25 protein-coding genes are annotated in these 24,823 nt (G+C 67.6%); 17 read left to right on the top strand and 8 right to left on the bottom strand.

Translation table 11 applies throughout. From position 1 onward, the window contains the following. Positions 1-8: 8 nt before the first annotated feature. Positions 9-257 (bottom strand): WhiB family transcriptional regulator, encoded by a 249-nt coding sequence (locus tag AC1REM_RS14040; protein ID WP_067248175.1) that lies wholly within the window; start codon positions 255-257, stop codon positions 9-11. Positions 258-464: 207 nt separating this feature from the next. Between AC1REM_RS14040 and AC1REM_RS14035 the strand changes: the two genes are divergently transcribed. Next, the gene (locus tag AC1REM_RS14035; RefSeq protein ID WP_492515162.1) at positions 465-875 is read left to right on the top strand and encodes a hypothetical protein; all 411 of its coding nucleotides are present in this window, start codon (positions 465-467) and stop codon (positions 873-875) included. A gap of 6 nt (positions 876-881) precedes the next feature. Here the strand turns inward: AC1REM_RS14035 and bcp are convergent, their stop codons facing one another. From bcp to aroA, 3 genes are read right to left on the bottom strand one after another with little or no spacing between them, the layout of a single operon-like run. Then, positions 882-1,358, bottom strand: coding sequence for a thioredoxin-dependent thiol peroxidase (bcp, locus tag AC1REM_RS14030; protein WP_492515161.1), 477 nt, complete (start codon positions 1,356-1,358; stop codon positions 882-884). 26 nt (positions 1,359-1,384) lie between these two features. Further along, a complete protein-coding gene (rsgA, locus tag AC1REM_RS14025; protein WP_492515160.1) occupies positions 1,385-2,434 on the bottom strand; it encodes a ribosome small subunit-dependent GTPase A in 1,050 nt (349 codons plus the stop codon). Next, positions 2,431-3,777 (bottom strand): 3-phosphoshikimate 1-carboxyvinyltransferase, encoded by a 1,347-nt coding sequence (gene aroA, locus AC1REM_RS14020; protein WP_492515159.1) that lies wholly within the window; start codon positions 3,775-3,777, stop codon positions 2,431-2,433. Before aroA ends, rsgA begins: the two co-directional genes overlap by 4 nt. Positions 3,778-3,824: 47 nt before the next feature. Here aroA and AC1REM_RS14015 point away from each other — a divergent pair, with 47 nt between their 5' ends. Genes AC1REM_RS14015 through AC1REM_RS14005 form a run of 3 tightly spaced genes read left to right on the top strand, consistent with a single transcriptional unit; the run spans position 3,825 to position 6,096 of the window. Further along, a complete protein-coding gene (locus AC1REM_RS14015) occupies positions 3,825-4,508 on the top strand; it encodes a sigma-70 family RNA polymerase sigma factor (RefSeq protein ID WP_492515158.1) in 684 nt (227 codons plus the stop codon). Further along, on the top strand, positions 4,505-4,750 hold the full coding sequence (locus AC1REM_RS14010) for a zf-HC2 domain-containing protein (RefSeq protein ID WP_492515157.1): 246 nt from the start codon (positions 4,505-4,507) through the stop codon (positions 4,748-4,750). Before AC1REM_RS14015 ends, AC1REM_RS14010 begins: the two co-directional genes overlap by 4 nt. Before the next feature lie 44 nt (positions 4,751-4,794). Then, positions 4,795-6,096 (top strand): GNAT family N-acetyltransferase, encoded by a 1,302-nt coding sequence (locus AC1REM_RS14005; protein ID WP_492515156.1) that lies wholly within the window; start codon positions 4,795-4,797, stop codon positions 6,094-6,096. A gap of 80 nt (positions 6,097-6,176) precedes the next feature. Here the strand turns inward: AC1REM_RS14005 and AC1REM_RS14000 are convergent, their stop codons facing one another. Beyond that, positions 6,177-9,836, bottom strand: coding sequence for a multifunctional oxoglutarate decarboxylase/oxoglutarate dehydrogenase thiamine pyrophosphate-binding subunit/dihydrolipoyllysine-residue succinyltransferase subunit (locus AC1REM_RS14000; protein ID WP_492515155.1), 3,660 nt, complete (start codon positions 9,834-9,836; stop codon positions 6,177-6,179). A 290-nt stretch (positions 9,837-10,126) separates the two neighbouring features. Between AC1REM_RS14000 and AC1REM_RS13995 the strand changes: the two genes are divergently transcribed. Together AC1REM_RS13995 and AC1REM_RS13990 are read left to right on the top strand one after the other, a co-directional pair. Beyond that, complete coding sequence (locus AC1REM_RS13995; protein ID WP_492515154.1) at positions 10,127-11,446, top strand: hemolysin family protein; 1,320 nt, start codon at positions 10,127-10,129, stop codon at positions 11,444-11,446. Continuing rightward, the gene (locus tag AC1REM_RS13990) at positions 11,443-12,501 is read left to right on the top strand and encodes a hemolysin family protein (protein WP_492515153.1); all 1,059 of its coding nucleotides are present in this window, start codon (positions 11,443-11,445) and stop codon (positions 12,499-12,501) included. The genes AC1REM_RS13995 and AC1REM_RS13990 overlap by 4 nt, the downstream gene beginning before the upstream one ends. Positions 12,502-12,563: 62 nt before the next feature. Here the strand turns inward: AC1REM_RS13990 and AC1REM_RS13985 are convergent, their stop codons facing one another. Beyond that, positions 12,564-13,631, bottom strand: coding sequence for an NADH:flavin oxidoreductase/NADH oxidase (locus AC1REM_RS13985; protein ID WP_492515152.1), 1,068 nt, complete (start codon positions 13,629-13,631; stop codon positions 12,564-12,566). Between the two features lie 73 nt (positions 13,632-13,704). Between AC1REM_RS13985 and AC1REM_RS13980 the strand changes: the two genes are divergently transcribed. The 8 genes from AC1REM_RS13980 (at position 13,705) to bioB (ending at position 19,793) form a co-directional block, all read left to right on the top strand. After that, positions 13,705-14,526 carry an NAD(P)H-hydrate dehydratase gene (locus AC1REM_RS13980; RefSeq protein ID WP_492515151.1) on the top strand — a complete coding sequence of 274 codons (822 nt, stop codon included), beginning with the start codon at positions 13,705-13,707 and terminating at the stop codon, positions 14,524-14,526. After that, positions 14,523-15,752 (top strand): hypothetical protein, encoded by a 1,230-nt coding sequence (locus tag AC1REM_RS13975; protein WP_492515150.1) that lies wholly within the window; start codon positions 14,523-14,525, stop codon positions 15,750-15,752. The genes AC1REM_RS13980 and AC1REM_RS13975 overlap by 4 nt, the downstream gene beginning before the upstream one ends. A 44-nt stretch (positions 15,753-15,796) precedes the next feature. Further along, a complete protein-coding gene (locus AC1REM_RS13970; protein ID WP_492515149.1) occupies positions 15,797-16,042 on the top strand; it encodes a hypothetical protein in 246 nt (81 codons plus the stop codon). Then, a complete protein-coding gene (locus tag AC1REM_RS13965) occupies positions 16,039-17,019 on the top strand; it encodes an SRPBCC family protein (RefSeq protein WP_492515148.1) in 981 nt (326 codons plus the stop codon). Before AC1REM_RS13970 ends, AC1REM_RS13965 begins: the two co-directional genes overlap by 4 nt. 66 nt (positions 17,020-17,085) lie before the next feature. Next, the gene (locus tag AC1REM_RS13960) at positions 17,086-17,400 is read left to right on the top strand and encodes a thiamine-binding protein (RefSeq protein WP_492515147.1); all 315 of its coding nucleotides are present in this window, start codon (positions 17,086-17,088) and stop codon (positions 17,398-17,400) included. 17 nt (positions 17,401-17,417) lie between these two features. Further along, positions 17,418-18,092 (top strand): NUDIX hydrolase, encoded by a 675-nt coding sequence (locus AC1REM_RS13955; RefSeq protein WP_492515146.1) that lies wholly within the window; start codon positions 17,418-17,420, stop codon positions 18,090-18,092. Between the two features lie 55 nt (positions 18,093-18,147). Further along, entirely contained in the window at positions 18,148-18,741 is a 594-nt protein-coding gene (locus AC1REM_RS13950; RefSeq protein ID WP_492515145.1) for a biotin transporter BioY, read from the top strand. Next, positions 18,738-19,793 (top strand): biotin synthase BioB, encoded by a 1,056-nt coding sequence (bioB, locus tag AC1REM_RS13945; RefSeq protein ID WP_492515144.1) that lies wholly within the window; start codon positions 18,738-18,740, stop codon positions 19,791-19,793. The genes AC1REM_RS13950 and bioB overlap by 4 nt, the downstream gene beginning before the upstream one ends. A gap of 6 nt (positions 19,794-19,799) precedes the next feature. Here bioB and metX read toward each other — a convergent pair whose 3' ends face one another. Further along, a complete protein-coding gene (gene metX / locus AC1REM_RS13940) occupies positions 19,800-21,008 on the bottom strand; it encodes a homoserine O-acetyltransferase MetX (RefSeq protein WP_492515143.1) in 1,209 nt (402 codons plus the stop codon). 140 nt (positions 21,009-21,148) lie between these two features. After that, entirely contained in the window at positions 21,149-22,471 is a 1,323-nt protein-coding gene (locus tag AC1REM_RS13935; protein WP_454127529.1) for a bifunctional o-acetylhomoserine/o-acetylserine sulfhydrylase, read from the bottom strand. Between the two features lie 221 nt (positions 22,472-22,692). Here AC1REM_RS13935 and AC1REM_RS13930 point away from each other — a divergent pair, with 221 nt between their 5' ends. Genes AC1REM_RS13930 through AC1REM_RS13920 form a run of 3 tightly spaced genes read left to right on the top strand, consistent with a single transcriptional unit; the run spans position 22,693 to position 24,818 of the window. Continuing rightward, a complete protein-coding gene (locus AC1REM_RS13930) occupies positions 22,693-23,490 on the top strand; it encodes an SDR family oxidoreductase (protein WP_492515142.1) in 798 nt (265 codons plus the stop codon). A 4-nt stretch (positions 23,491-23,494) separates the two neighbouring features. Continuing rightward, a complete protein-coding gene (locus AC1REM_RS13925; RefSeq protein ID WP_492515141.1) occupies positions 23,495-24,223 on the top strand; it encodes a uracil-DNA glycosylase in 729 nt (242 codons plus the stop codon). 4 nt (positions 24,224-24,227) lie between these two features. Then, positions 24,228-24,818 (top strand): GNAT family N-acetyltransferase, encoded by a 591-nt coding sequence (locus AC1REM_RS13920; protein WP_492515140.1) that lies wholly within the window; start codon positions 24,228-24,230, stop codon positions 24,816-24,818. Positions 24,819-24,823 lie beyond the last annotated feature (5 nt).

Genomic DNA, 24,823 nt, shown 5'->3' with positions numbered 1-24,823 from the left:
GCGGTGCGTCAGGATGCGCGGCGGGCGCGCGCGGCGCGGCGCTTCAGTGCGCGGCGCTCATCCTCGGACAGTCCGCCCCATACGCCGGAGTCCTGGCTGGACTCGAGGGCGTACTGCAGGCAGATCTCGGTGACGGTGCACCGGGCGCAGACGGCCTTTGCCTTCTCGATCTGGTCGACAGCTGGCCCGGTGTTACCGACCGGGAAGAACAGCTCGGGGTCGACGGTCAGGCAGGCGGCTTTGTCGCGCCAATCCATGGGGGCTCCTCAGTGTGGAATCGGTGAGCACGCGAACGCGCGCTCGAAGCCGGGCGACGATTCGGGTCGTGCCCGGTGGTGATGCGAGCTCTCGCTCGCCCCACGCCGCTGTGGGAGCACATGGCTGTGGTCTATTCTCGTACATGGAACGCGTAGGATCAAGGGTTTTTCCACAGTTCCTCAAGAATCATCTGCATCAGGAGGATTATGCGCGCGTCCACGCTAGTCTGGGCGGCATCCGGCCTGCTCGCTCTCGAGGGCGCAGCGCTCGTGATCATCGCCCTGCTGGAGCTCTTCGGGCTGGGCGCCGGCAATGCCGCATCCATACCGACCGCCATCGCACTGATCGTGCTCACACTCATCGCGGGCGTCGGCCTCGTCGCCTTCGCCGTGGGCGTGTTGCGGGGCAAGGGGTGGGCGCGATCCGGCGGCGTCGCCGTGCAGGTCCTCGCGATCGCGACGGCCTTCAGCGCGCTGTCGGTGCAGCCGCTACCCTGGGCGTTCGTGCTGGGTGTCGGGGGATCCGGACTTGTGGGACTGGTCCTGCTGATCGGCGTCGCACGCCGTGCAGGTGCGCAGGAGTCCCGCCGTCGCCTCAGCGACGACGAGACCCACTGACGCCGCTCAGGCGTCGATCTGCAGCATCTTGCGCAGACGCGCGACGTGGCCGGTGGCCTTGACGTTGTAGAGCGCTTCGACGATCGTGCCCTCTTCGTCGAGGATGAACGTCGAGCGGATGACGCCCTCGATGACCTTGCCGTAGTTCATCTTCTCGCCCCAGGCGGCATACGCCGCGTGGACGGTGTGGTCGGGGTCGCTCAGCAGCGTGAAGGTGAGTCCGTCTCGCTCGCGGAACTCCCGAAGCTTCGCAGGCTCATCGCGTGAGATGCCGACGACCGTGTAGCCGGCCCCCTGCAGCGAGCCGATGCTGTCGCGGAAGTCGCACGCCTGCGTGGTGCAACCGGGCGTCATCGCCGCCGGGTAGAAGTACAGGATCGTCTTCTGCCCGCGCAGATCCGACAGCGAGACGGGCGTGCCGTCCTGGTCGAGGAGAGTGAAAGCAGGGGCAGGGGTACCGGGGGAGAGGCGCTCGATGGTCACGCGTCCAGCCTATGCCGTGCGGTCGCTCAGCGCCGGTCTCCGAAGGTCTGCAGCAGCCGCTGCACCGAATCCAGGCGCGCCGCTCCCGTCTCGCCCAGCTCGCCGTTGGCCAGCGCGTCGTTGAGGGCGCAGTCTGCGGCATCCGGCAGATGCGTGCAGCCGCGCGGGCAGTCCTCCGCGATCTTGGCGAGTTCCGTGAACGCGGCGAGGATGTTCTCCGGGTTCACGTGTCCGAGTCCGAACGAACGCACACCGGGTGTATCGATGACCCAGCCGGAGCCCTCTGTCGAGCGATAGCGGAGAGAGACGGTCGACGAGGACGTGTGTCGTCCGCGGCCGGTCACCTGGTTCACGTGTCCTGTGGCCCGCTGCGCGGAGGGGACGAGCGCGTTGACGAGCGTCGACTTGCCCACGCCCGAGTGGCCGACGAAGACCGTGGAGTGACCGACGAGGGCCGCGCCGATCTCATCCAACGGCATCACGTCGCGTGCGCTCGTGAACACCTGCAGGTCCAGACCGTCGAAATGCGACAGGAATGCGGACGGATCCGCGAGATCGGTCTTCGTCACGACGAGTAGAGGACGGATGCCGGCGTCCAGCGCTGCCACGAGATAGCGATCGACCAAGCGCTCACGGGGTTCCGGGTCGGCCGCTGCGACCACGATGAGCATCTGGTCGGCGTTGGCGACGATGACGCGCTCGACCTGATCGGTGTCGTCTGCGCTGCGCCGGAGCAGCGATGAGCGCTCCACGATGCCCACGATGCGTCCGAGCGTGCCCTCGTCACCCGAGGTGTCGCCGACGACGCGAGCCAGGTCGCCCGTCACGATCGGCGTGCGCCGCAGCTCGCGGGCGCGGGCGGCGGTGATGGTGTGCTCGTCCGGGGTGTTCTCGCCGACGAGTACGGCGTAGCGTCCGCGGTCGACACCAAGGACTCGGCCGATCTCCGCGTTCTCGTGCGCAGGCCGCCGCTTCGTACGCGGACGGTTGGCCTTGGGGTTTGGGCGCACCTTGAAGCGGGCTTCGTCGTCGAATTCGTCGAAGTCGTCGTCTTCGTCGCCGTCGAGCCAGCTCACGCGTCGGCGCCTCCGTGGTCACCCGCGAGCATCCGCTCCCACAGCTGCACGAACTCGGGCAGCGTCTTGGCCGTTGTGCCGATGTCATCGATCTCGACACCCGGAACGCGCAGTCCGACGAGAGCGCCGGTCGTCGCCATCCGGTGGTCGTGGTGTGCGGGCCAGGGGCCGCCGTGCAGCGGGGCGGGGGTGATCCGCAGACCATCGGGCAGCTCTTCGACGATGCCACCCAGAGTGCGCAGGTTGCCGATGAGGGCCGCGATGCGGTCGGTCTCGTGAAGGCGGATGTGGCCGATGCCCCGGATCGTGGTCGGGCCGTCCGCGAACGCGGCGAGACCGACGAAGGTCGGTGCCAGCTCGCCGGCAGCGGACAGATCGAGGTCGACACCGTGGATGGCGGAGCCACCGCGGACGGTGAGCACGCCGCTGCGCCGACTGACGCGAGCGCCGAGCAGCGTCAGCAGATCCGGAAGCAGCGCACCGGGCTGAGTCGAGTGCGCCGGCCAGCCCGAGACCGAGACCTCGCCTCCCGCCACGAGGGCCGCAGCCAGGAAGGGGGCGGCATTCGAGAGGTCGGGTTCGATCGGCAGGTCCTTGGACCGCGGAGTGCCGCCTTCGACGAGCCACTCGCCCGCAGCAGGGCGCTCGATGTGGATGCCGCGACGGCTCAGCGACTCAATCGTCATGTCGATGTGCGGGAGGCTCGGAAGGTGCTCGCCCTTGTGGACGAGGTGCAGGCCGACATCGAAGCGCGGAGCGGCGAGGAGCAGGCCCGAGACGAACTGGCTCGACAGCGAGGCGTCGATCTCGACGCGGCCGCCGCGGATGTGCCCACGGCCGCGAATCGTGAATGGCAGCGACCAGCTGCCTTCATCGTCGACGTCGACACCCAGATCACGCAGAGCGTGGATCATCGCGCCCATGGGGCGATGCAGAGCAGTCTCATGTGCGGTGAGGACGACGTCGCCCTGTGCCAGACCGGCGAGGGGGGCGATGAAGCGCATGACGGTGCCCGCCTGCCCGCAGTCGATCGTCGCGCCGCCCTTCAGTCGGGCGGGTGTCACGAGCAGATCAGGGCCGAACGGGCCCGTGGCATCCGTCTCTTCGATTCCCACACCCAGTGCGCGCAGCGCGTCGACCATGCGTGCGGAATCATCGGAGTGCAGCGGCGCGAGAAGGCGTCCTGGTCCGTCGGCGATCGCCGCGAGGACGAGCTCGCGATTGGTGAGCGATTTCGACCCCGGCACGCTCAGCAGACTCGACATCGCACCCTCTGCGACCGGCGCGAGGTAGCGCCCCGTGCTGGTCGGGGAAGAGGTCGGGGAATAGTTCTGAGCGCTCATCGGTTTCTACCCTACTGAAGAGCGTTGCCAGAGCCGAAAGAGTCGACATGATCGCCATGCTGGACCCCGTCGCCGAGACGATCGACGGCCTAGACTGGGCCGCAATGGACGAGCAGGCAGATTTCACCGACGCGCCCGCCGCGATCGACGGCGCTGGCGACCCGCAGCGAGAGTTCGAAGAGCAGGCGATCCCGTACATGGATCAGCTGTACGCGGCGGCGATGCGCATGACGCGCAACCCCGCTGATGCGGCTGATCTGGTGCAGGAGACCTTCGTGAAGGCGTTCGCCTCGTGGGCGAGCTTCACGCAGGGCACGAACCTCAAGGCGTGGCTGTACCGCATCCTCACCAACACCTACATCAACATCTATCGCAAGAAGCAGCGAGAGCCGTACCAGGGCACGATCGACGAGCTCGAGGACTGGCAGCTGGGCGGTGCGGAGTCCACCACGGCGTCGCACAGTCGTTCGGCCGAGGCGGAAGCGATCGATCACATGCCGGCATCCGTCGTGAAAGACGCGCTGCAGGCTGTCCCGGAGGATTTCCGACTGGCGGTGTACCTCGCCGACGTCGAGGGCTTCGCCTATCAGGAGATCGCCGACATCATGAAGACGCCCATCGGAACCGTGATGAGCCGACTGCATCGGGGCAGGCGGATGCTGCGGGAGATGCTGGCAGATTATGCCGCAGAGCGAGGAATCGCCGCGGCCGGAACAGGGAGCAAGAAATGACCGACTGCGGATGCGAGAAAGCGCGCCGCGATCTCGAAGAGTACTTGCGGAATGAAGTCTGCAAGACCGAGCACACGGAGATCCGCGAGCACCTGGAGAACTGCGCCACCTGCCAGGGTGAGGCACTCGTCGCCCGCACACTGACCGAGGTCGTGTCGCGTGCCTGCAAGGAGACGGCTCCTGAGGAGCTGCGCGACCAGGTTCTCGCACGTCTGCGGGCGGCGCAGCAGGACGCACACTAGGTCACACGCCCCCGCGCCGGATCGCGGCGTCGTAGTCTGAATGCATGAGCTCGCTCGACGCACGTGAGATCCCCGTTGACACCGTTTCTGCGCAGCGCCTGGAAGCGATCGGGCTGACGTACCGCCTGATCGACACCGAGGACTCGACGGCCGCGGACGCATTCCTTCGCGCCGAGACGAGGGGATTCCTCGATCCGGAGCCCAACGATGAACTGCTCGAGTTCGAGCGCGCCACGATCTCGGCACGTCGCAACACCGGGGTGTTCCCCGCGGGCGCCGCACGCACGGACCTCCCCGTCGCCACCGTGAACTCCTGGGTGAGTCCGCTCACGGTCCCGGGCGGAGAGATCGACATGTGGGCGATCAGCGCCGTGACCGTCTCCGGCACGCACCGGCGCATGGGGATCGCCCGTGCCATGCTCGAAGGCGAGCTGCGCGCGGCGGCGGCGGCGGGAGTGCCGATCGCCGGGCTCACCGCTTCAGAGGCGACCCTCTACGAGCGCTACGGTTTCGCGGTTGCTGTTCCTGTCATGCGCGTGCGCGTGAAGACACGTCGTGCCGGATGGCGAGGCTCGGCGACGGCAGGGCGCATCGAATACATCGAGCGCCCGCGCTTGGCCTCCGATCTGGGCGCGATACACGAGCGTGCGCGTCTGCAGCGCGCCGGGCAGATCGCGGGCTGGCCGGCACGCTGGGAGCGAATGGCGGGGCTCGCGCCGAACGACACCAAGGCATCGTCCGTGCGCGGCGTCCGCCACATCGACGACGACGGCACGACCCGGGGCGTCCTGGCCTACACTCTGGCTGAGGCAGGACAGGGCGAGGGCATTGAGCTGTCCGTGCGACACCTCACCGCCGAGACGCCGGACGCGCTCCGTGCGCTCTGGCGTTTCGCCGTGCAGCACGACCTCGTGAGCCTCGTAACCGCTGAGCTGCGGCCCGTCGACGACCCGCTGCCGTTGCTGGTCGCCGACCAACGCGGCGTCGAGCAGTCCGTGCATGACCACGGATGGCTGCGCATTCTCGATGTGCCTGCCGTGCTGTCGGCGCGCACGTTCGCGACCGATGTCGATGTCGTCGTGACGGTGACGGACCCGCTGGATCTGGCCGCGGGAACCTGGCGGCTGAAGGCCGTCGCGGGGGAGCGCGCCACAGCAGAGGCTGCACCGGAGGCGGCCGCCGACATCACTCTCGGTATCGCTGAGCTCTCTGCGGCCAGCCTCGGGGGCGTGGCGCTGACACGGCTCGCCGACGCCGGACGCGTGCACGGTGATGCATCGCGCATCGACGCCCTCAGTGGCGCGTTGCGCGCGGACCGGATGCCGCATCTCGCGATCTGGTTCTGAGCCCGGCGGGGAACCGAAACCGCCGGATACGACGAAGGAGGGACCGGATGCATCCGGTCCCTCCTTCGTCGTATGTCTGACTAGCCCAGCGTCAGCGCACGGCGGAGCAGGTCGGCCTGCTCGACCGCGTGCACCTTCGACGAGCCCGTCGACGGCGACGCCGACGCGGCCCGGGCGATCGGACGCACCGTGCGCGGTCCTTCGACCGTCTGGAACTCCAGCGCCAGGAACGGCCACGCGCCCTGGTTCTCCGGCTCTTCCTGAACCCAGAAGATCTCCGCGTTCGGGTAGGTGTCGGCGATCGCCTTGAGTTCAGCCAGCGGCGTCGGGTACAGCTGCTCGACGCGCACGAGGGCGATCTCGGGGTTGGGGTTCTTCTCGAGCTCAGCGCGCAGATCCCAGTGGACCTTGCCCGAGTGGAAGAGGACCCGCTTCACTGCCGAGCGGTCAAGGTTGCGGTCATCGTCGATCACCAGCTCGAAGCGGCCCTGCGTGAACTCTTCCACCGCACTCGTCGCGCCGCGCAGACGAAGCATCGCCTTCGGCGTGAACACGATGAGCGGCTTGCGGGGGCGGGCGTACGCCTGACGGCGCAGCAGATGGAAGTACGACGCCGGCGTGGACGGACGCGCGACCGTCATGTTGTCCTGCGCACACAGCTGCAGGAAGCGCTCGATACGCGCGGAGGAGTGGTCTGGCCCCTGGCCCTCGTAGCCGTGCGGCAGCAGGAGCACGACGCTGGACTGCTGTCCCCACTTCTGCTCGGCAGAGGAGATGTACTCATCCACGACCGACTGGGCACCGTTGACGAAGTCGCCGAACTGCGCCTCCCAGAGAACAAGCGCCTCAGGAGCCTCGACCGAGTAGCCGTACTCGAAGCCCATGGTCGCGTACTCGCTGAGCAGTGCGTCGTAGATCCAGAATCGACCCTGCTTCTCGGAGAGGTTCGCCAGCGGCAGCCACTCCTGGCCGTTCGCGCGGTCGTGGAGGACGGCGTGGCGCTGCACGAAGGTGCCGCGACGAGCATCCTGACCCGACATGCGCACGGGCGTGCCCTCGACGAGGAGCGAGCCGAAGGCGAGAAGCTCGCCGAAGCCCCAGTCGATGTTGCCGTTGCGGCTCATGTCGTAGCGCTTGTCGAGCTGCTGCTGCAGCTTGTTGTGCACGGTGAAGCCTTCGGGCTTGTTCGCGTGCGCGTCACCGATGAGGTGCACGACCTCGAGCGAGACGCCCGTGGTCTCGGGGACGCCAACCTGCTCGACAGCGGCGGCGCCGTTGACGACCGGGGTGGCACCGGTCTCGGCGGCGTGCGTCTCCGCGAACGCGATCTCCAGACGGTTCTGGAAGTCGGCCTTCGCCGCTTCGTACTCTTCTTCTGTGATGTCGCCACGACCGACGAGCGCCTCGGTGTACAGGCGGCGCACGGAGCGCTTCGCCTGGATGAGGTCGGTCATGAGCGGCTGCGTCATCGACGGGTCGTCGCCCTCGTTGTGACCGCGGCGGCGGTAGCAGACGAGGTCGATCACGACGTCTGCGTGGAAGCGCTCGCGGTAATCGAACGCGAGCTGCGCGACGTGGATGACGGCCTCGGGGTCGTCACCGTTCACGTGGAAGATCGGCGCCTGGATGGTCTTCGCGACGTCGGTCGCGTACACCGAGGTGCGCGCATCGGTGGGCGTCGTGGTGAAGCCGACCTGGTTGTTGACGACGACGTGCACGGTGCCGCCGGTGCGGAAAGCGCGCAGCTGCGACATCTGGAGGGTCTCGACGACGACACCCTGTCCGGCGAACGCGGCGTCACCGTGGACGAGGATCGGCAGCCATGTGAACGATCCGATCGGCTTGCGATCCTGCTTCGCACGGGTGATGCCCTCGAGTACGCCGTCGACGGTCTCCAGATGTGACGGGTTGGCGGCGAGGTACACGGGAAGCTCGGTCTTGTCGTCGGACACGAAGGTGCCCTCGGTGCCGAGGTGGTACTTCACATCGCCCGAGCCGCGCTGGTTGCCCGGTGCGGTCGTGCCCTCGAACTCCCGGAACACCTGACCGTAGGTCTTGCCCGCGATGTTGGTCAGCACGTTCAAGCGACCGCGGTGGGCCATTCCGATCGTGGCACCATCGAGACCGGCGGATGCAGCACCCTGCAGGATCTCGTCCAGCAGCGGGATAAGGGACTCGCCGCCCTCAAGCGAGAAGCGCTTCTGTCCGACGAACTTCGTCTGCAGGAAGGTCTCGAACGCCTCGGCCTCGTTGAGCTTGCGCAGGACGCGGAGCTGGTCGTCGTGACCGGGCTTCTGGTACTTGACTTCGACCTTCTCCTGGAACCAGCGACGCTGCTCGGGGTCCTGGATGTGCATGTACTCGATGCCGAGCGTGCGGCAGTAGGAGTCACGCAGCACACCGAGGATGTCGCGGAGCTTCATGACGCGCTTGCCGCCGAAGCCGTTCGTGACGAACTCGCGGTCAAGGTCCCAGAAGGTCAGACCGTGGGACTCGATCTCGAGATCGGGGTGCGAGCGCTGGACGTACTCGAGCGGGTCGATGTCGGCCATGAGGTGACCGCGGACGCGGAAGGAGTTGATGAGCTCCTGCACGCGCGTCGTCTTGTCGACGCGCTCGGCGACGTCAACAGCGATGTCGTTGGCCCAGCGGATCGGAGCGTAGGGGATGCGCAGCGCCGCGAAGATGTCTTCGTAGAAGTCGCGCTGGCCGATCAGGCGCTCGTGCACCTTCTTGAGGAACTCCCCGGAGCCGGCGCCCTGGATCACGCGGTGATCGTAGGTGCTGGTGAGGGTGATCGTCTTGCCGATGCCGAGGTCGTTCAGCGTCTTGTCGCTGGATCCCTGGAACTCGGCCGGGTACTCGAGCGCGCCGGCGCCGACGATGCAGCCCTGACCGTTCATGAGGCGCGGCACGGAGTGCACGGTGCCGATGCCGCCCGGGTTGGTGAGCGAGATCGTCGTGCCCTGGAAGTCGCCTGCGGCCAGCTTGTTGTTGCGGGCGCGCGTGACCAGGTCTTCGTATGCGGAGAGGTAGTCGGTGAAGGTCATCGACTCGGCGCGCTTGATGCTCGGAACCATGAGGGCACGGGTGCCGTCGGGCTTCGGGATGTCGATCGCGATGCCGAGGTTGACGTGCGCAGGGGCGACGACGGAGGGCTTGCCGTCGACCTCGGCGTAGAACACGTTCTGGCTGGGGAACTCCTTGAGCGACTGGATGATCGCCCAGCCGATCAGGTGCGTGAAGCTGATCTTGCCGCCGCGGGTGCGCGCCATGTGGTTGTTGATGACGATGCGGTTGTCGATCATCAGCTTCGCCGGGATCGTGCGCACGCTGGTCGCGGTGGGGACGGTGAGGGACTGGTCCATGTTCGCCGCGAGCGTCTTGTTCATCCCGCGCAGCGGCGTGACGGTGTCATCGTCGGTCTGGACGTCGGCCTGATCGGTCTTCGGAGGATTGGGTGCCTGCGCCGGCACGGGAGCGGGCGCAGCGGGCTTCGCGGTGGTGCGCGCGACAGGCTGGGTGCCGATCACGGGGATGGGGGCCGTCACCGGGTGGGTGATGGGGGCCGCGGAGGAGCCGCTGGTCTGCGACGCGTAGCTCTCGAGGATCGGCCACCACTCTTTGTCGACGGCGTTCCGGTCCACCTTGAACTGCTCGTAGAGCTCCTCTACGAGCCAAGAATTGGCTCCGAATTCTCCGTCACCAGAAGTTCCGACGCCTGACGCCTGGCTCGACACGCTCGATCGCCCTCTTTCATCTTGGCTTCATCGTTGAAGATGTCTGCGGATCTGTCTCGGGCGGTTCCCGAGATCTGTCACGCTCGGCCTTCAAGCCTACTGGGTATCCGTGGCGTCTGAGGCCGGGAGAACGCACGAATCGGGTGAGAAGGGCCTGTGTAATTATTGGTCTCCCGTGAGACCAGAGGATGCTCATGGGATCTGGGTAGAATCGTCGTCACTATGGACGACCCTCCCTCTTGTAATACGTTGCCCCACTGCCCAGCCCGCTCTTCGGAGGGGATGCACTGATGGACTACATCATGTTGGGCGTGGGGCTTCTGCTCACGGTTGGTACCGGCCTCTTCGTCGCCAGCGAATTCGCGCTGGTGAACCTGGACCGGGCTGACCTCGAAGCGCGACAGGCTCGGGGTGAGACGCGGCTTGCGATGACGATCGCCGCATTGAAGATCACCTCTACGCACCTGTCCTCTGCGCAACTCGGAATCACGCTGACGACGCTGCTCACCGGTTACACGATGGAGCCGGCGCTCTCGAATCTCCTGCGCCCAGTGCTGACGGGCTGGGGGATCGCGGAAGCCGCGGTCTCTCCGATCGCGGTCGTGGTGTCGATGACGACAGCGACCGTGCTGTCGATGATTCTCGGTGAACTCGTGCCGAAGAACTTCGCGCTCGCCCTGCCGCTGGCGACGGCCAAGCTCGTGATCCCGTTCCAGACGCTCTTCACGACCGTGTTCAAGCCGGCGATCCTGGGATTGAACGGCAGCGCGAACGCTGTGATCCGCTCGATGGGCATCGAGCCCAAGGAGGAGCTCTCGGGTGCGCGTACGGCAGAGGAGCTCTCCTCTCTTGTGCGTCGTTCCGCGATCGCCGGAATGCTCGAAGCCGATACCGCGACCCTGCTCGACCGCAGCCTCACGTTCTCTCGCCTGACCGCAGGCGACGTGATGACCGCTCGGCCGAGCATGCACGCCCTGTCCGCAGGCGATTCCGCCGACGATGTGATCCAGCTCGCCATGCGCACCGGTCACAGCCGCTTTCCGGTCTACGAAGACTCGCTCGACGACATCATGGGCGTGGTGCACCTCAAGGCCGCCGTGTCGGTGCCGCGGGAACGTCGGGCGGATGTTCCGGCCGCGGCGCTGGCGACCGAGCCGCTGCGCGTGCCGGAGACAGTGCATCTGGATGCGCTTCTCGCCGAGATCCGCAACCGCGGCTACCAGATGGCGATCGTCATCGACGAGTACGGGGGCACTGCGGGTGTGGTGACTCTGGAAGACCTCGTGGAAGAGATCGTCGGCGAGGTTCTCGACGAGCACGACCGCAGTCGTGCGGGCATTGTGCGCTCGCAGGATTCGCTGAGCTTCCCCGCGGAGCTGCGTCCGGATGAGCTGCTCAGCCGCACGGGCGTCGTGGTCCCTGAAGGAGATGTCTACGACACCGTGGGCGGCTATGTCATGAGCGTCCTCGAACGTGTTCCCGTGACCGGTGATGTGGTGGAGACGCCCGGCGGTACCCTCACGGTCGTGCATATGGACGGCCGTCGCATCCAGCGTCTGAGGTTCACTCCCTCGCCGGTCGCGGACGGCGAAGAGGAGGTGTCCCGATGAACGATTGGGTGGGCCTTCTCTGGCTCTTCGTGCTGCTCGCGGCGAACGCCTTCTTCGTCGCCGCGGAGTTCGCGGTGATCTCAGCGCGACGCTCGCAGATCGAACCGCGCGCCGAGCGCGGATCGCGTGCGGCGAAGACCGCGCTGTTCGCGATGGAGCACGCGACGCTCATGCTCGCGACCTCGCAACTGGGCATCACGGTGTGCTCGCTGCTGATTCTGAACGTGTCGGAGCCGGCGATCCACCACTTGCTGGCGGTGCCGCTGTACGCGACGGGGCTTCCCTCCGGAGCCGTGGACGTGATCGCATTCGCAATCGCGCTCATCATCGTCTCGTTCCTGCACGTCGTGTTCGGCGAGATGGTGCCGAAGAACCTCGCGTTCTCGCTGCCCGACCGCGCTGTGCTGCTGCTCGCGCCGCCGCTGGTGTGGGTCTCGCGGGTCTTCCACCCGATCATCTGGGCGCTCAACTCGATCGCGAACGGTGTGCTCCGCCTGTTCCGGGTCGAGCCGAAGAACGAGGTCGCCTCGGCGTTCACGCTCGGGGAGGTCGCGACGATCGTGACGCAATCCCAGCGTGAAGGCGTGTTGGATGATTCCGCAGGAACCGTGAGTGCCGTCGTGGAGTTCACGGTCAAGAAGGCGCGTGACATCGCGGTACCGCTCGCTGACCTCGTCACGCTGCCGGAAGGCGCGACGCCGGGTGACATCGAGCGTGCAGTCGCGAAGCACGGCTTCTCGCGCTACGTGCTCGTCGAAGACGGCGAGCCGACCGGCTACGTCCACCTCAAGGATGTGCTGCGCGCGATGGATCCGTCGAACGACGCGACCACCTCGACGCAGCCCATTCCGGCCAAGCGCATCCACCACATGGTGCCGGTGCAGGAGGACACGGATCTCGAGGACGCCCTCGCGCTCATGCGCCGCAAGGGACGCCACCTTGCGCGCGTGCGCAACAGCGAGGGCCGCACGACGGCTGTGCTGTTCCTTGAGGACATCATCGAGGAGCTCGTCGGAGAGGTGCAGGACGCGACGCGTCGCGGCCACGGTCGGTGATTCGAGAGCCACGGAGAAGGCGCCCACCCGGATCATCCGGGTGGGCGCCTTCGTGTCGGCGGTCAGCGCCAGCGTGCGCGCAGGTACTGATCGGGCCAGGTGATCTCTACGCCGAGCTCATGCGCGGCGCGCAGCGCGAAATGCGGATCGCGGAGCCATTCGCGGCCGAGGAAGACAGCATCCGCATCTCCGTCGACGAGAACCTGCTCGGCGTGCGCGGCGCTTGTGATGAGACCCACAGCGGAGACCGGAGTGCGTCCTTCGCGGCGCACCTGACGGGCGAGGGGGACCTGGTAGCCCGGCCCGAGGGCGATCTGCTGGTGGGCGACGAGTCCGCCGCTGGAGACATCGATGAAGTCGGCGCCGTGAGCGAGGGTCCACGCCGCGACGAGAGTGGCCTCGTCGGGAGTGAAGCCGCCCTCGGCGTGGTCGGTTGCCGAGATGCGGACGAGGATCGGCACGTCCTCGCCCGCCTCAGCGCGTACGGCATCGAGAACCTCCAGCAGCAGCCGTGCGCGATTCTCGAGCGATCCGCCGTAGTCGTCGGTGCGCCGGTTGCTGAGCGGTGAGAGGAACTGATGCAGCAGGTACCCGTGCGCACCGTGCAGCTCCAGAACATCGAATCCTGCGTCGAGAGCGCGGCGGGCGGCAGCGCGGAATGCCGCGACCACCCCTGCGATCCCTGCCGTATCCAGCGCGGCAGGTTCTGCAAAGCCCTCGAATGCCACGGCGGACGGCGCGACGGTCGTCCATCCTCCCTCCGACGCCGGGACGGACCCGTGCTGGGACGCGAACGGCCACCACGTTGACGCCTTGCGCCCGGCGTGTGCGAGCTGCACGCCGATCTTCGCGCCGCGGGCGTGCACCTCGGCCACGATGGGCGCCCAGGCGTCGCGCTGAGTGTCGTTCCACAGCCCCGTGTCACGGGGCGAGATGCGGCCCTCCGGAGTCACCGCGGTCGCCTCGGCGACGATGAGTCCTGCGCCGCCGGAGGCGAACTGCGTGAGGTGCGTGAGGTGCCAGATCTGCGGAACACCGTCGACGGCGCTGTACATGCACATCGGTGAGACCCACGCGCGATTGGGAAAGGTCACGGCACGAAGGGTCAAGGGGGTGAAGAGCGCGCTCATTCTTCGACCGTAACGGTGGGTGGTGAGCAGGTGGGCATCGTGCGTCACGGGCTGTCACGACTACCGTGGGGGAATGGTTACTGCGCACGTCTGGTCTGCAGCCGATACGGCACGATTCGTGCGGGCTCCGCTCGCCGAAGACGACAAGTATTCGCGTGGCGTCGTGGGGCTGCGCACGGGTTCTGCGCGTTATCCGGGGGCGGCGATTCTCGGCGTGGAGGGCGCGTGGCGCGCCGGAGCGGGACTCGTGCGGTACGTCGGCGATTCCCTGCCGTCGGCGCTGGTTCTGGCGCGCAGGCCCGAGACCGTGCTCGTCGAGGGGCGTGTGGGCGCGTGGGTGATCGGATCGGGGACGGATGCGGGCGCGCGAACACCGCACGAAGAGCAGGAGCTGCGCGCGCTGCTGCAGGAGTCGACGCCGGTGGTCGTGGACGCGGGTGCCCTGGATCTCGCGATCGGTGCCGCGTCTCCTGTGGTGGTCACGCCGCACGCGGGGGAGTTCGCCCGACTCGCTGCTCTCCTGGGGCTCTCCGATGAGGAGGATTCCTGGCGTCGCGCAGCCGAGGCGGCACACGAACTCGACGCCACCGTGCTGCTCAAAGGGGCAGAGACGGTGATCGCGGATCCTGCCGGGGGTGTCCGCGTCGTGCAGAGTCCGACCTCGTGGCTGGCGGTCGCCGGCACGGGGGATGTCCTCGCGGGCATGATCGGTGCCCTGATTGCGGCGAACCCGGAGGCTCCGCTCGCGGATGCCGCAGCGGCGGCTGCCTGGCTGCACGGTCATGCCGCGGCCTTCGCCGCGGGGGTGGAGGACGCCGCTCCCGGGCATCCGATCGTCGCGCTCGATGTCGCGGAGGCGCTGCCGTCGATCATCGCGCGGATGCTGCGCGCATGAGTAAAGTTCGGGCGGTGTCGCCGATCGCCCCGATCTTCGTCACCGCCTTCCTGCTGGTCCATGTGCTCGTGGCGTGGATGGGCTGGGTGTATCCGAGCCAGCCCATGGGCGATGTGGTGCTCGTCTACGACCCCTGGTCGCGCGATGCGCTCGGCGGAGGCGCGATCGTGGGTGTCGATGTCTCGTGGGTCTATCCGCAACTCGCCCTGCTGCCGATGCTCGCCGCGCAGGGGATCGCCGCCGTCATCGCACCGCTCACGGGAGGCGCGTCCTCGTACCTGGTCGCCTGGATCGTTCTCGTCACGATCCTCGACGTCATCGCCTTCGTCCTCCTGCTCGGGCGGGGGCATGCTCGATCCCGCCTGTGGGCGGCAGCCTTCTGGGGTGTCGCGCTGCTCGCACTCGGCCCGATCGCGCTCTATCGCATCGATGCGGTAACCGTTCCGCTGGGGGTGCTCGGTGCGCTCTGGCTGGTCCGGCGTCCGCGCGTGGCGGCAGTGCTGCTCACTGTCGGCGCCTGGATCAAGATCTGGCCCGGCGTGCTGATCGCTGCGGGAGCGGTGCTGCTGCGACAGCGCCTCACCCTGTTGATCATCGGCGCCGGCGTCAGCGTGCTCGTCGCGCTCGCCGTCGTGTTCGCCGGCGGCGGGGCGCACCTGTTCGGGTTCCTCACGGAACAGGGCGACCGCGGGCTGCAGGTCGAGGCCGTTGCAGCGACGCCGTTCCTCTGGATGGCCGCAGCGGGGTTGGCGATCATCGCCTATGACTTCGACATCCTCACCTTTCAGGTGTCCGCGCGCGGTGTCGACCAGGTTTCGTCTCTTTTGACGCCCCTTCTCGTGCTCGGCGTTGCAGGGCTGCTCGCGCTCGCCGCGTGGCGGGTTCGTGGTGGAGCATCCGTCGCGCGACAGCTGCCACCCCTGGTTCTGGCGCTGACGACGGCGCTGATCGTGTGCAACAAGGTCGGTTCTCCGCAGTTCCAGACGTGGCTGCTCGCTCCGGTGGTCCTCTGGATCGTGTGGGATCGGCGTCGGGCGCTCGCTCCGGCGGTTCTCGTCCTGGCGCTCTGCGCGCTGACATGTGTCGTCTATCCGCTCACCTACGACGGTCTGCTGCGCGCGGAGTGGGGCCCGATTCTGGTGCTCTCGGTGCGCAATGCGCTGTTGGTGGTGCTGCTCGCCGTGAGCGTGCGGCGGATGCTGCAGGAGAGGCCGGAGAATCGCTAGCAACCAAGGTTGACGCCCTCCCGTAAGCAACGTAGGTTGACAGTATGGAATCGCCTCAGATCACTGCCGTCGCCGCCGACACGAGCGACCCCCGGGCGGGGCTTCGCGCTATCGCCTCCTTGCGGGTGCTCGCCGATGTGCTCGAACTGCGCCAGGTCGAAGCGGCGCTGCGCGCCGGAATGAGCTGGCAGCAGATCGCGGATGCGCTCGGCGTGACGCGTCAAGCGGCGCACAAGAAGTACGCGAAGCGCATTGACCAGAACATCGACATTCCCCGGAGGAACGCATGAGCAAGCCTGCCCGCATGGTCGTGACCAGTCATCAACTCTCCCTCGCGGCGATGGAGGAGGCCTCTCGAACCGGCGAGCGCATCGCCGACCTGGAGCACCTGCTCATGGCGCTGAGTCTCAGCGAGCAGCCTGCGGGACAGGTGCTGCGCGGGCTCGGGGTCTCGCTCACGGCCCTGCGCGAGGCCGTTGCCCAGCAGCGCCAGGCGGAGCTCGGGATGCTGGGCGTCGAGGTCATGGATGGGACCGAACGGCGCATCGTGTTCCACGAGACCGGCGGCTATGAGTGGAGCGATCGCGCGATGCGCGTTCTCGACAAGGTCAGTGCGGGAGATGGGGGTGCCTCGGCAGTGCTCAGCGCGCTCCTGGAGGAGCCCAGCGGTCGAGTGGAGCAGATCCTCGCGCGACTGGGTGTGACGGTGGCTGAGGTGCGGGATCGTCTCGCGGGTGCCACGGACGTGAGGTCGGAGGAGGTGCGCTTCACGCGCACGGATCGCGCGATCGCGCGAACGTCGCAGGCCTTCATCCCCGCATCCGTTTCGGAGGTGTGGGCTCTTGTCGCAGACCCTGCGCGCCTTCCGGAATGGGATCTCAACATCGCCGCGATCGAATCCGCCGGGAGCGGCCCCTGGGCGGCACGCACGAGGACGCGCACGCCCGATGGAAAAGAGCTCCGCCTCGGCCCGGGCCTCGAGCAGCAGCAGGTTGAGCTCGAGGCGTGGGGGGAGCGCTCTCGGGTGGAGTGGCGATTCCACTATCCCGAGCGTCCTGATCTCAACACGCGTCTGGTTGCGCTCACGCTCGAGCCGGCGGCGGGGGGAGCTCAGGTGACGATCACATTCGCGTGGGAGCTCACCGGGCAGCGCTCGCGCAGCCCTCTGCGCGTCGCGACGGGATGGATCATGCGTCCGGCAATGCGCTTCGCCCTCTGGATGCAGGCGTCTCAGGTGGGCGCTTCGATCAGTCGAGTTTTCCGCTGAGCCGGGATCGCGGGGAGCGGTGGTTAGAGTCGTAGCATCCGTCTCCGTCGTCTGAAAGGCCGCATCATGCTCGTCGCATTCTCTGTCGCTCCCTCCGGTACGGGCCGCGAAGACGGCTCCGTGCATGATGCGGTCGCCGCAGCCGTCCGCGTTGTCCGCGACTCCGGCCTGCCCCACCGGACGACCAGCATGTTCACCGAGATCGAGGGGGAGTGGGATGCAGTCATGGATGTCGTCAAGCGCGCCACCGATGAGGTCGGGCGTTTCGGCTCGCGCGTCTCGCTGGTCCTGAAGGCGGATATCCGTCCGGGCTTTACGGGAGAGCTCGACGGCAAGATCGAGCGCCTGGAGCGCGCGATCGACGACGCTGCGGGCGACTGAGCGCGGAGCGTCTCGTCGTGGGTGCGGAACTCGAGCTGCCGATCGCCGGCACCGCGGTCATCCTGCGGGATTCCGCGCGCGGCCCGGAGGCCCTCATGCTGCGCCGCCCGGATAGTGGTTCCTTTGCGAGCGGATGGGTGTTCCCTGGTGGCAAGGTCGAGCCGGGCGACCGGGTGGTGGCCGGAGACCCGCTTCGCGAGGAGCGGGAATCGGCGCGCAGAGCAGCCGTGCGGGAGACGCAGGAGGAAGTCGGGCTCGATCTGACCGAAAGCGTCGCGCTGTCGCGGTGGCATCCGCCTGCTCACGTGCCCGTGCGGATCCGCACCTGGTTCTTCGTCGCGCCCGACCCGGGCGGCGAGCTGGTTCCTGCGGCTGACGAGGTTGTCGAGACGCTGTGGATGACACCGGAGGAGGCGCTGGTGCGCCATGCTGACGGGGGGATCGTGCTCTTCCCGCCGACGTGGGTGACGCTCCAGTCCCTCACGGGGTGGGACAGTGCGGCCGCGCTGCTCGCGCAGGCCCGGTTGCAGGAGCACGCGGCGCTGTTCACGACACAGCTGCTTGAGGTGCCCGAGGGGCAGATCTTCCTCTGGGAGGGTGACGAGGAGCACGCGTCAGGCGGCGCGCCCGGGGGAAGGCACCGACTGGAGACCGGGGTGCTGCCCTGGCGGTTCACGCGCACGGAGCTTTGATCCGGTAAGCTCCTGAACACCGTTCACGTGAACGGTGTTCAGGAAGGTGTGTGTCATGACCGCTGTCTCTCTCGAATCCCCTCGGCGCTATCTCGCAGATGCCTGGGCCGGCGCCTGGGCGCGGGATGTCGCGCTCGTCCTCGCGGGCACGGTGCTCATCACGCTGTCGGCATTTGCGATCGTGCCTCTGCCGTTCACCCCGGTGCCTATCACTCTCGCCACCCTCGGCGTCATGGCGACGGGTTCTGCGCTCGGCCCCGCACGGGGCGCAGCCAGCGCGCTCCTCTACCTCGCCATCGGCGCGATGGGAGCCCCCGTGTTCGCGGGCGGTGCCAGTGGCGTCCTGCTGCCGACGTTCGGATACATCGTCGGGTACGTGGTCGCGGCGTTCATCGTCGGCCAGCTCGCGCGACGCCGGGCCGACCGTCGTGTGCTGACGACCCTCGCACTCGGTGCGATCGGAACGTTGTCCCTGTACCTGTGCGGGGTGCCGTGGCTGGCGTTCTCTCTGCAGATCGACCTCGGTCAGGCCTTCCTGCTCGGCGTCGTCCCGTTCCTCCTCGGTGACGCGCTCAAGGTGCTTACGCTCGGTGGGTTGCTTCCCGCAGCGTGGCGCCTTGTCGCGCGCGTGGAAGGCCCGCGTCGGTGAGTCGCTTCGACGCGCTCGCCGTCGATGTTCTCGACGGCGGTGAACTCAGCCCGGAACATGCGCGAATGATCCTGGACTGTCCGGACGACGAGCTTCTCGCGCTCGTCGCCGCGGGCAGCCGAATCCGCCGCGCGCACTTCGGAAATCGCGTCACGCTCAACTACCTCGTCAATCTGAAGTCGGGACTCTGCCCCGAGAACTGCCACTACTGCTCGCAGGCGCTCGGCTCGCAGGCACAGATCCTTAAGTACTCCTGGCTGGATCCCGCAGAGGCCGTCGCACAGGCCGAAGCAGGCATCCGCGGAGGTGCGTCGCGTGTGTGTCTCGTCGCCAGTGGTCGCGGACCGATGAATCGCGACGTCGATCGTGTCGTCGACACGGCGAGTGCGATCAAAGCCGCACAACCCTCGGTCGAGGTCTGCGCCTGCCTGGGGCTACTGAAGGAAGGACAGGCGGAGAAGCTCGCGGATGCCGGCGTCGACGCCTACAACCACAACATCAACACGGCGGAGTCGTTCCACGAGGAGATCGTGCAGACCCACACCTACGTCGATCGTGTCGATACGATCACCCGCGCGGCTGCTGCAGGGCTGTCACCCTGCAGTGGTCTCATCGTCGGCATGGGAGAGTCGAACGAGCAGGTCATCGAGGCGATCTTCGCCTTGCGTGCGCTGGGCGCTGACTCGATCCCGATCAACTTCCTCGTGCCTTTCGACGGCACACCCATGGAGGGCAGGTGGGAGCTCACTCCCGCACACTGCCTGCGCATCGTCGCCCTCGCGCGCTTCGCTTGTCCGACAGCGGCGGTGCGGCTCGCGGGAGGAAGAGAGCTGCATCTGCGGACGCTCCAGGGGCTCGCGCTCCACCTGGCGACCTCGATGTTCCTGGGCGACTATCTCACCGCAGAGGGACAGGCCGCAGCGTCTGATCTCGAACTCATCCGCGACAACGGCTTCGTCGTCGCTGACCGGGCGGATCCGACAGAAGGCCCCCGTGGACGTGCGGTGGCGCGCCAGCGTGGTGCGGGAACGACTCTGCCCGCGAACGCCTGACGAGAATCAGCTGTCGAGCAGACGGCGCAGGTGCGCGCTGACCTCGTCGGTCTCGATGAGGAAGCCGTCGTGGCCGAAGTCGCTGTTGAGGACCACCGCCTGGTTGCCGTCGAGGGTGTGCGGGATGCCACGGGCGATACGGTGCTGCCCGTCGACGGGGAACAGTCGGTCGCTGTCGATGCCGAGAACGAGCGTCTTCGCGGTGACACGCCGCAGTGCGTCTTCGACACCGCCGCGGTCGCGCCCGACATCGTGCGAGTTCATGGCCTCGACGAGCGTGAGGTAGCTGTTCGCATCGAAACGGCGCGTGAACTTGTTGCCGTGGAAGTCGAGGTAGGACTCGACGGCGAAGCGTCCGCCGTGTCCGAGCGGTGACACCTCCGATTGCCACGAGCGCTGGAACCGCTGATTGAGTTCGATCGGACTCCGGTAGTTGAGCAGCGCCATGCGCCGCGCCAGTGCGAGACCGCGGTGCGGGCCCTCGCCGATCGGCGCATCGTAGTACTCGCCGCCGGCGAAGCGCGGGTCCATGCGCACGGTCTCCAGCTGCACGAAGTTCAGGGCGAGCTGGTCGGCGGTCGTGACGGGTGGAGACGACAGGATCGCGAGTCGCTCGACCCGCTCGGGAACCGTCACCGCCCACTCCAGGGCGTGCATGCCGCCCATCGAGCCGCCGATCACCGCCGCCCATCGGTCGATGCCGAGCTGGTCGGCGAGCATGATCTGTGCCGAGACCTGGTCGCGTACGGTCAGATAGGGGAAGCGCGACGCCCACTCGTAGCCGTCGGGGGCGATGCTTGCGGGACCTGTCGACCCCTGGCATCCGCCGAGGATGTTCGGCGCGATCACGAACCAGCGATCCGTGTCGATCGCACCACCGGGAGCGACGATGTCGCCCCACCATCCGTTCGTGGGATGGCCGGGCCCGGCCTCCCCGACGACGTGGCTGTCGCCGGTGAGTGCGTGCAGGATCAGCACCGCGTTGTCGCGGGCCTCGTTGAGCGTCCCCCAGGTCTCGTAGGCAAGGCGGATCGCGGGCAGCTGCTCGCCGCCTTCCGTACGGAAGGCTCCGAGGGAGGCGAACTCACGTTCGCCGTCGGGATCGCCGTCACGCCACGCGCCGGTTGCCGGCGGGCGTGCACGGAGGAGCCGAGCATCCGCCTCGGTCACCGGCGCCGAGGGCACCGTGTCTTCAGAGGTCGACTGCCAATCCATATGCCCATTCTCTCCCGGATTCGCAGGGTTCTTCGGACCGTTACGGACGAATGCGCCGTCAGACGGAAGGGGACGTGTGAGCGCAGACGGCGGATGCCTCGGAGAGCGGGTCTCCGAGGCATCCGCCGTTCACTGTGGACTCAGGCGCGAGCCGCCTCCGACACGCGACGTGCCGCGGCGAGTGCCTGCTCGAGGTCAGCCTTGAGGTCTTCGATGTTCTCGAGGCCGACCGACAGGCGCACCAGGCCCGGGGTCACGCCCGTGGTGAGCTGCTGCTCCGGCGTCAGCTGCGAGTGCGTCGTGGATGCCGGGTGGATGACGAGCGAGCGCACATCGCCGATGTTGGCGAGGTGGCTGAACAGCGACAGGCTGTTCACGAACTCGCGACCCGCCTCGACACCGCCCTTGAGCTCGAACGACAGGACCGCGCCGACGCCCTTCGGCGAGTAGGTGTTCGCGGCCGCGTACCAGGGCGAGGACGGCAGACCCGAGTAGTTCACCGAGGCGATGTCATCGTGGTTGTCGAGCCACTCCGCGATCTCCTGCGCGTTCTGCACGTGACGCTCGATGCGCAGCGACAGCGTCTCGATGCCCTGGATGAGATTCCAGGCGCTCTGCGGCGAGATCGCCGAGCCGAGGTCACGCAGCAGCTGCACGCGCGCCTTGATGATGTAGGCCAGGCCGTCGCCCACTGCCGTCGTGTACGACGCGCCGTGGTACGAGGGGTCGGGCTCGGTCAGACCCGGGAACTTCTCGACGTTCTGCGACCACGCGAAGGATCCGCCGTCGATGATTGCGCCACCGATCGTGGTGCCGTGGCCGCCGAGGAACTTGGTGACCGAGTGCACGACGATGTCTGCGCCGTGCTCGAAGGGACGGATCAGGAACGGCGTCGCGATCGTGTTGTCGACGATGAGCGGCACACCGCCCTCGTGGGCGATGTCGGCGACCGTGCGGATGTCGAGCACGTTGATCTTCGGGTTGCCGATCGTCTCGGCGAAGAACAGCTTGGTGTTCGGGCGCAGCGCGGCGCGCCACTCTTCTGCGTCGTCCTGGTTCTCGACGAAGGTGACCTCGATGCCGAGCTTCGCGAGCGTGTACTTGAAGAGGTTGTAGGTGCCGCCGTAGATCGACGACGAGGAGACGATGTGATCGCCGGCCTGCGCGATGTTGAGCACCGCGAAGGTGGCCGCGGCCTGGCCGCTGGCGAGGACGAGGGCGCCGGTGCCGCCTTCGAGGGCGGCGAGGCGCTGCTCGAGCACATCCTGGGTCGGGTTCTGGATGCGCGTGTAGATGTTGCCGAACTCTGCCAGTGCGAAGAGGTTCGCGGCGTGGTCTGCGTTGTCGAAGACGTAGGACGTGGTCTGGTAGATCGGCGTCGCGCGGGCCTTGGTGACCGGGTCGGGCGCTGCGCCCGAGTGGATCTGCTTGGTCTCGAAGCGCCAGTTCTCTGCGGACATCATGTTCTCCTTGGGTAGGTGCGGATGATCCGCAGGGGAGGCGGGTGGGTGGATCCGTTCCGCGGAACGGTTCCGAGGATCGTGGTCGACCGGGGTCGATGTGACCAGGCTAGAGAGTGCCGGGTTTGTCAACAACGCGGGGGAAATGTGACGTAACACGATCGGAAGCCGCCGAGCGCCCCGAATCCGCGAGGATGTCGCCGGTTCGTCGTACGGTGGATCCCATGGTGAACACGCAGGCAGTGACTCGACGCGCCGTGGTGACGGGCGCAAGCTCAGGAATCGGCGCCGCGACGGTACGCGCCCTCCGCGCACAGGGGTGGGACGTCGTCGGCGTCGCACGCCGTGCCGACCGGTTGCAGGCGCTCGCAGACGAGACCGGAGCGACGGCGATCGCTGCCGACCTCACCGATCCCGACGCCGTGGCGGCGCTCGCCGAAGAACTCGAGGCGACGGGCGCGGTGCACGCGCTCGTGCATATCGCCGGAGGTGCCCGCGGCACCGATCGCGTGGAGAACGGTCGACTCGACGACTGGCGATGGATGTACGAGGCCAATGTGCTCTCCGCGCAGATGCTGGTCGCCTCCCTCCTTCCGCTGCTGCGTCGTGCCGCGGCCTCGGACGGCCACGCCGACACGCTCTTCGTGACTTCGACGGCCGCGCAGGTGGCCTATCCCGGCGGCTCCGGCTACAACGCAGCCAAGGCTGCGGAATCCATGCTCGTGAAGGTCCTGCGCCAAGAACTCAACGGCGAGCCGATTCGCGTCGTCGAGATCGCGCCGGGCATGGTGCACACGGAAGAGTTCACTCTCAAGCGTCTCGGCGGCGATGTGCAGGCTGCGGAATCCGTCTACGCCGGCGTCGAGGCGCCGCTCGTCGCCGATGATGTCGCGGACGTCATCGCCTACGCGCTCGGCAGCCCCGGGCATGTGAACCTCGACCTGATCACGATGCGTCCGGTCGCGCAGTCCGCACAGCACCTGCTGGCCCGCGGGCCGCTGCGGGTGCAGCCCGAGGTCTGAGCGGATGCCACAGGGGTTCGCGCTCACAGGTACAGAGAGCCCGATCTGTCCGGACTGGGCGGAGGCACTCGCCCCGGTTGCGGGGGAGATCACCGCAATCAGCGCGCGTCTCCGGGATGATCCCGCCGGCTACCTGCCTGAACCGCAGCGAGTTCTCCGCGCCTTCGAGCAACCGTTTCACCGGGTGCGGGTGCTGATCGTCGGTCAGGACCCCTACCCGACGCCCGGGCATCCGGTCGGACTCTCGTTCGCCGTCGACCGCGCCGTGCGTCCGCTGCCGCGCAGTCTCGGTAACATCTATCGCGAGCTCCAGGACGACCTCGGAATCGCTCCGGCCCCGCACGGCGATCTCTCGGCTTGGAGCGACCAGGGTGTGCTGCTGCTGAACCGCGTTCTCACTGTGCGCCCGGGCGCAGCGGGGTCGCATCGCGGCTGGGGGTGGGAAGAGGTCACCGCGTGCGCGATCCGTGCTCTCGTCGCGCGGGACGAACCGCTTGTCGCGGTGCTGTGGGGAAAGGATGCCGAGTCCTTGCGCCCTCTTCTCGGAGACACGGCGATCGTCGCTTCTGCGCATCCGTCGCCGCTGTCGGCCCGGCGCGGCTTCTTCGGCTCACGTCCGTTCTCGCGCGTGAATGCGCTCCTGCGTGCGCAGGGCGCGGAGCCCATCGACTGGCGGGTCGAGACCGCCGGTGAGTCGGCCGACCTGCTGTCGCTCCTGCGTGCGGAGGACTGACGCCGTGCCCTCCGATCTCGCGCCCCTGGGGTGGCTCTTCCCGCGCCGCCGCCGTGTTCCGCCCAGCCTTCCCGACACGTTTGCGTACACGATTCGCCGCGCCGTCGCCGCAGACCTTCCGCATGTGCGTGCGATCTACGACCACTACGTGACCAACACGGTGATCACGTTCGACGAGAAGCCCTCGACCCTCCGGTACTGGCGTGACAAGTTCGCCACCCTCTCGCGCGCGAAGCTCCCGTTCCTCGTCGCGGTCTCGCCGTCCGGGCAGGTGCTCGGCTACGCCCTCGTCCAGCCGTGGGCCTCGAAGTCGGCCTACCGTTTCACGGTCGAGAACTCGATCTATCTCGGCCCGAGCGCAGGAGGCAAGGGACTCGGCACGGCACTGCTGCAGGCCCTCATCGACGCGTCCATCGAGGCGGGTCTTCGGGAGATCGTCGCAGTCGTGAGCGATTCGGGAGCAGAAGGATCCCTCGCACTGCACCGCAAGTTCGGCTTCGTCGAGGTGGGGCGCATGGGCGGGGTCGGCTACAAGTTCGGCCGCAGTCTCGGAACGGTGTACCTGCAGAAGTCGCTGCCACGACGCTCCCGCTGAGACCG

Source organism: Microbacterium sp. GW823-FHT02G05 (genome assembly GCF_058797175.1).
Note: the sequence above shows the minus strand (reverse complement) of the source record. Positions and strands in the feature narration are given on the sequence as shown.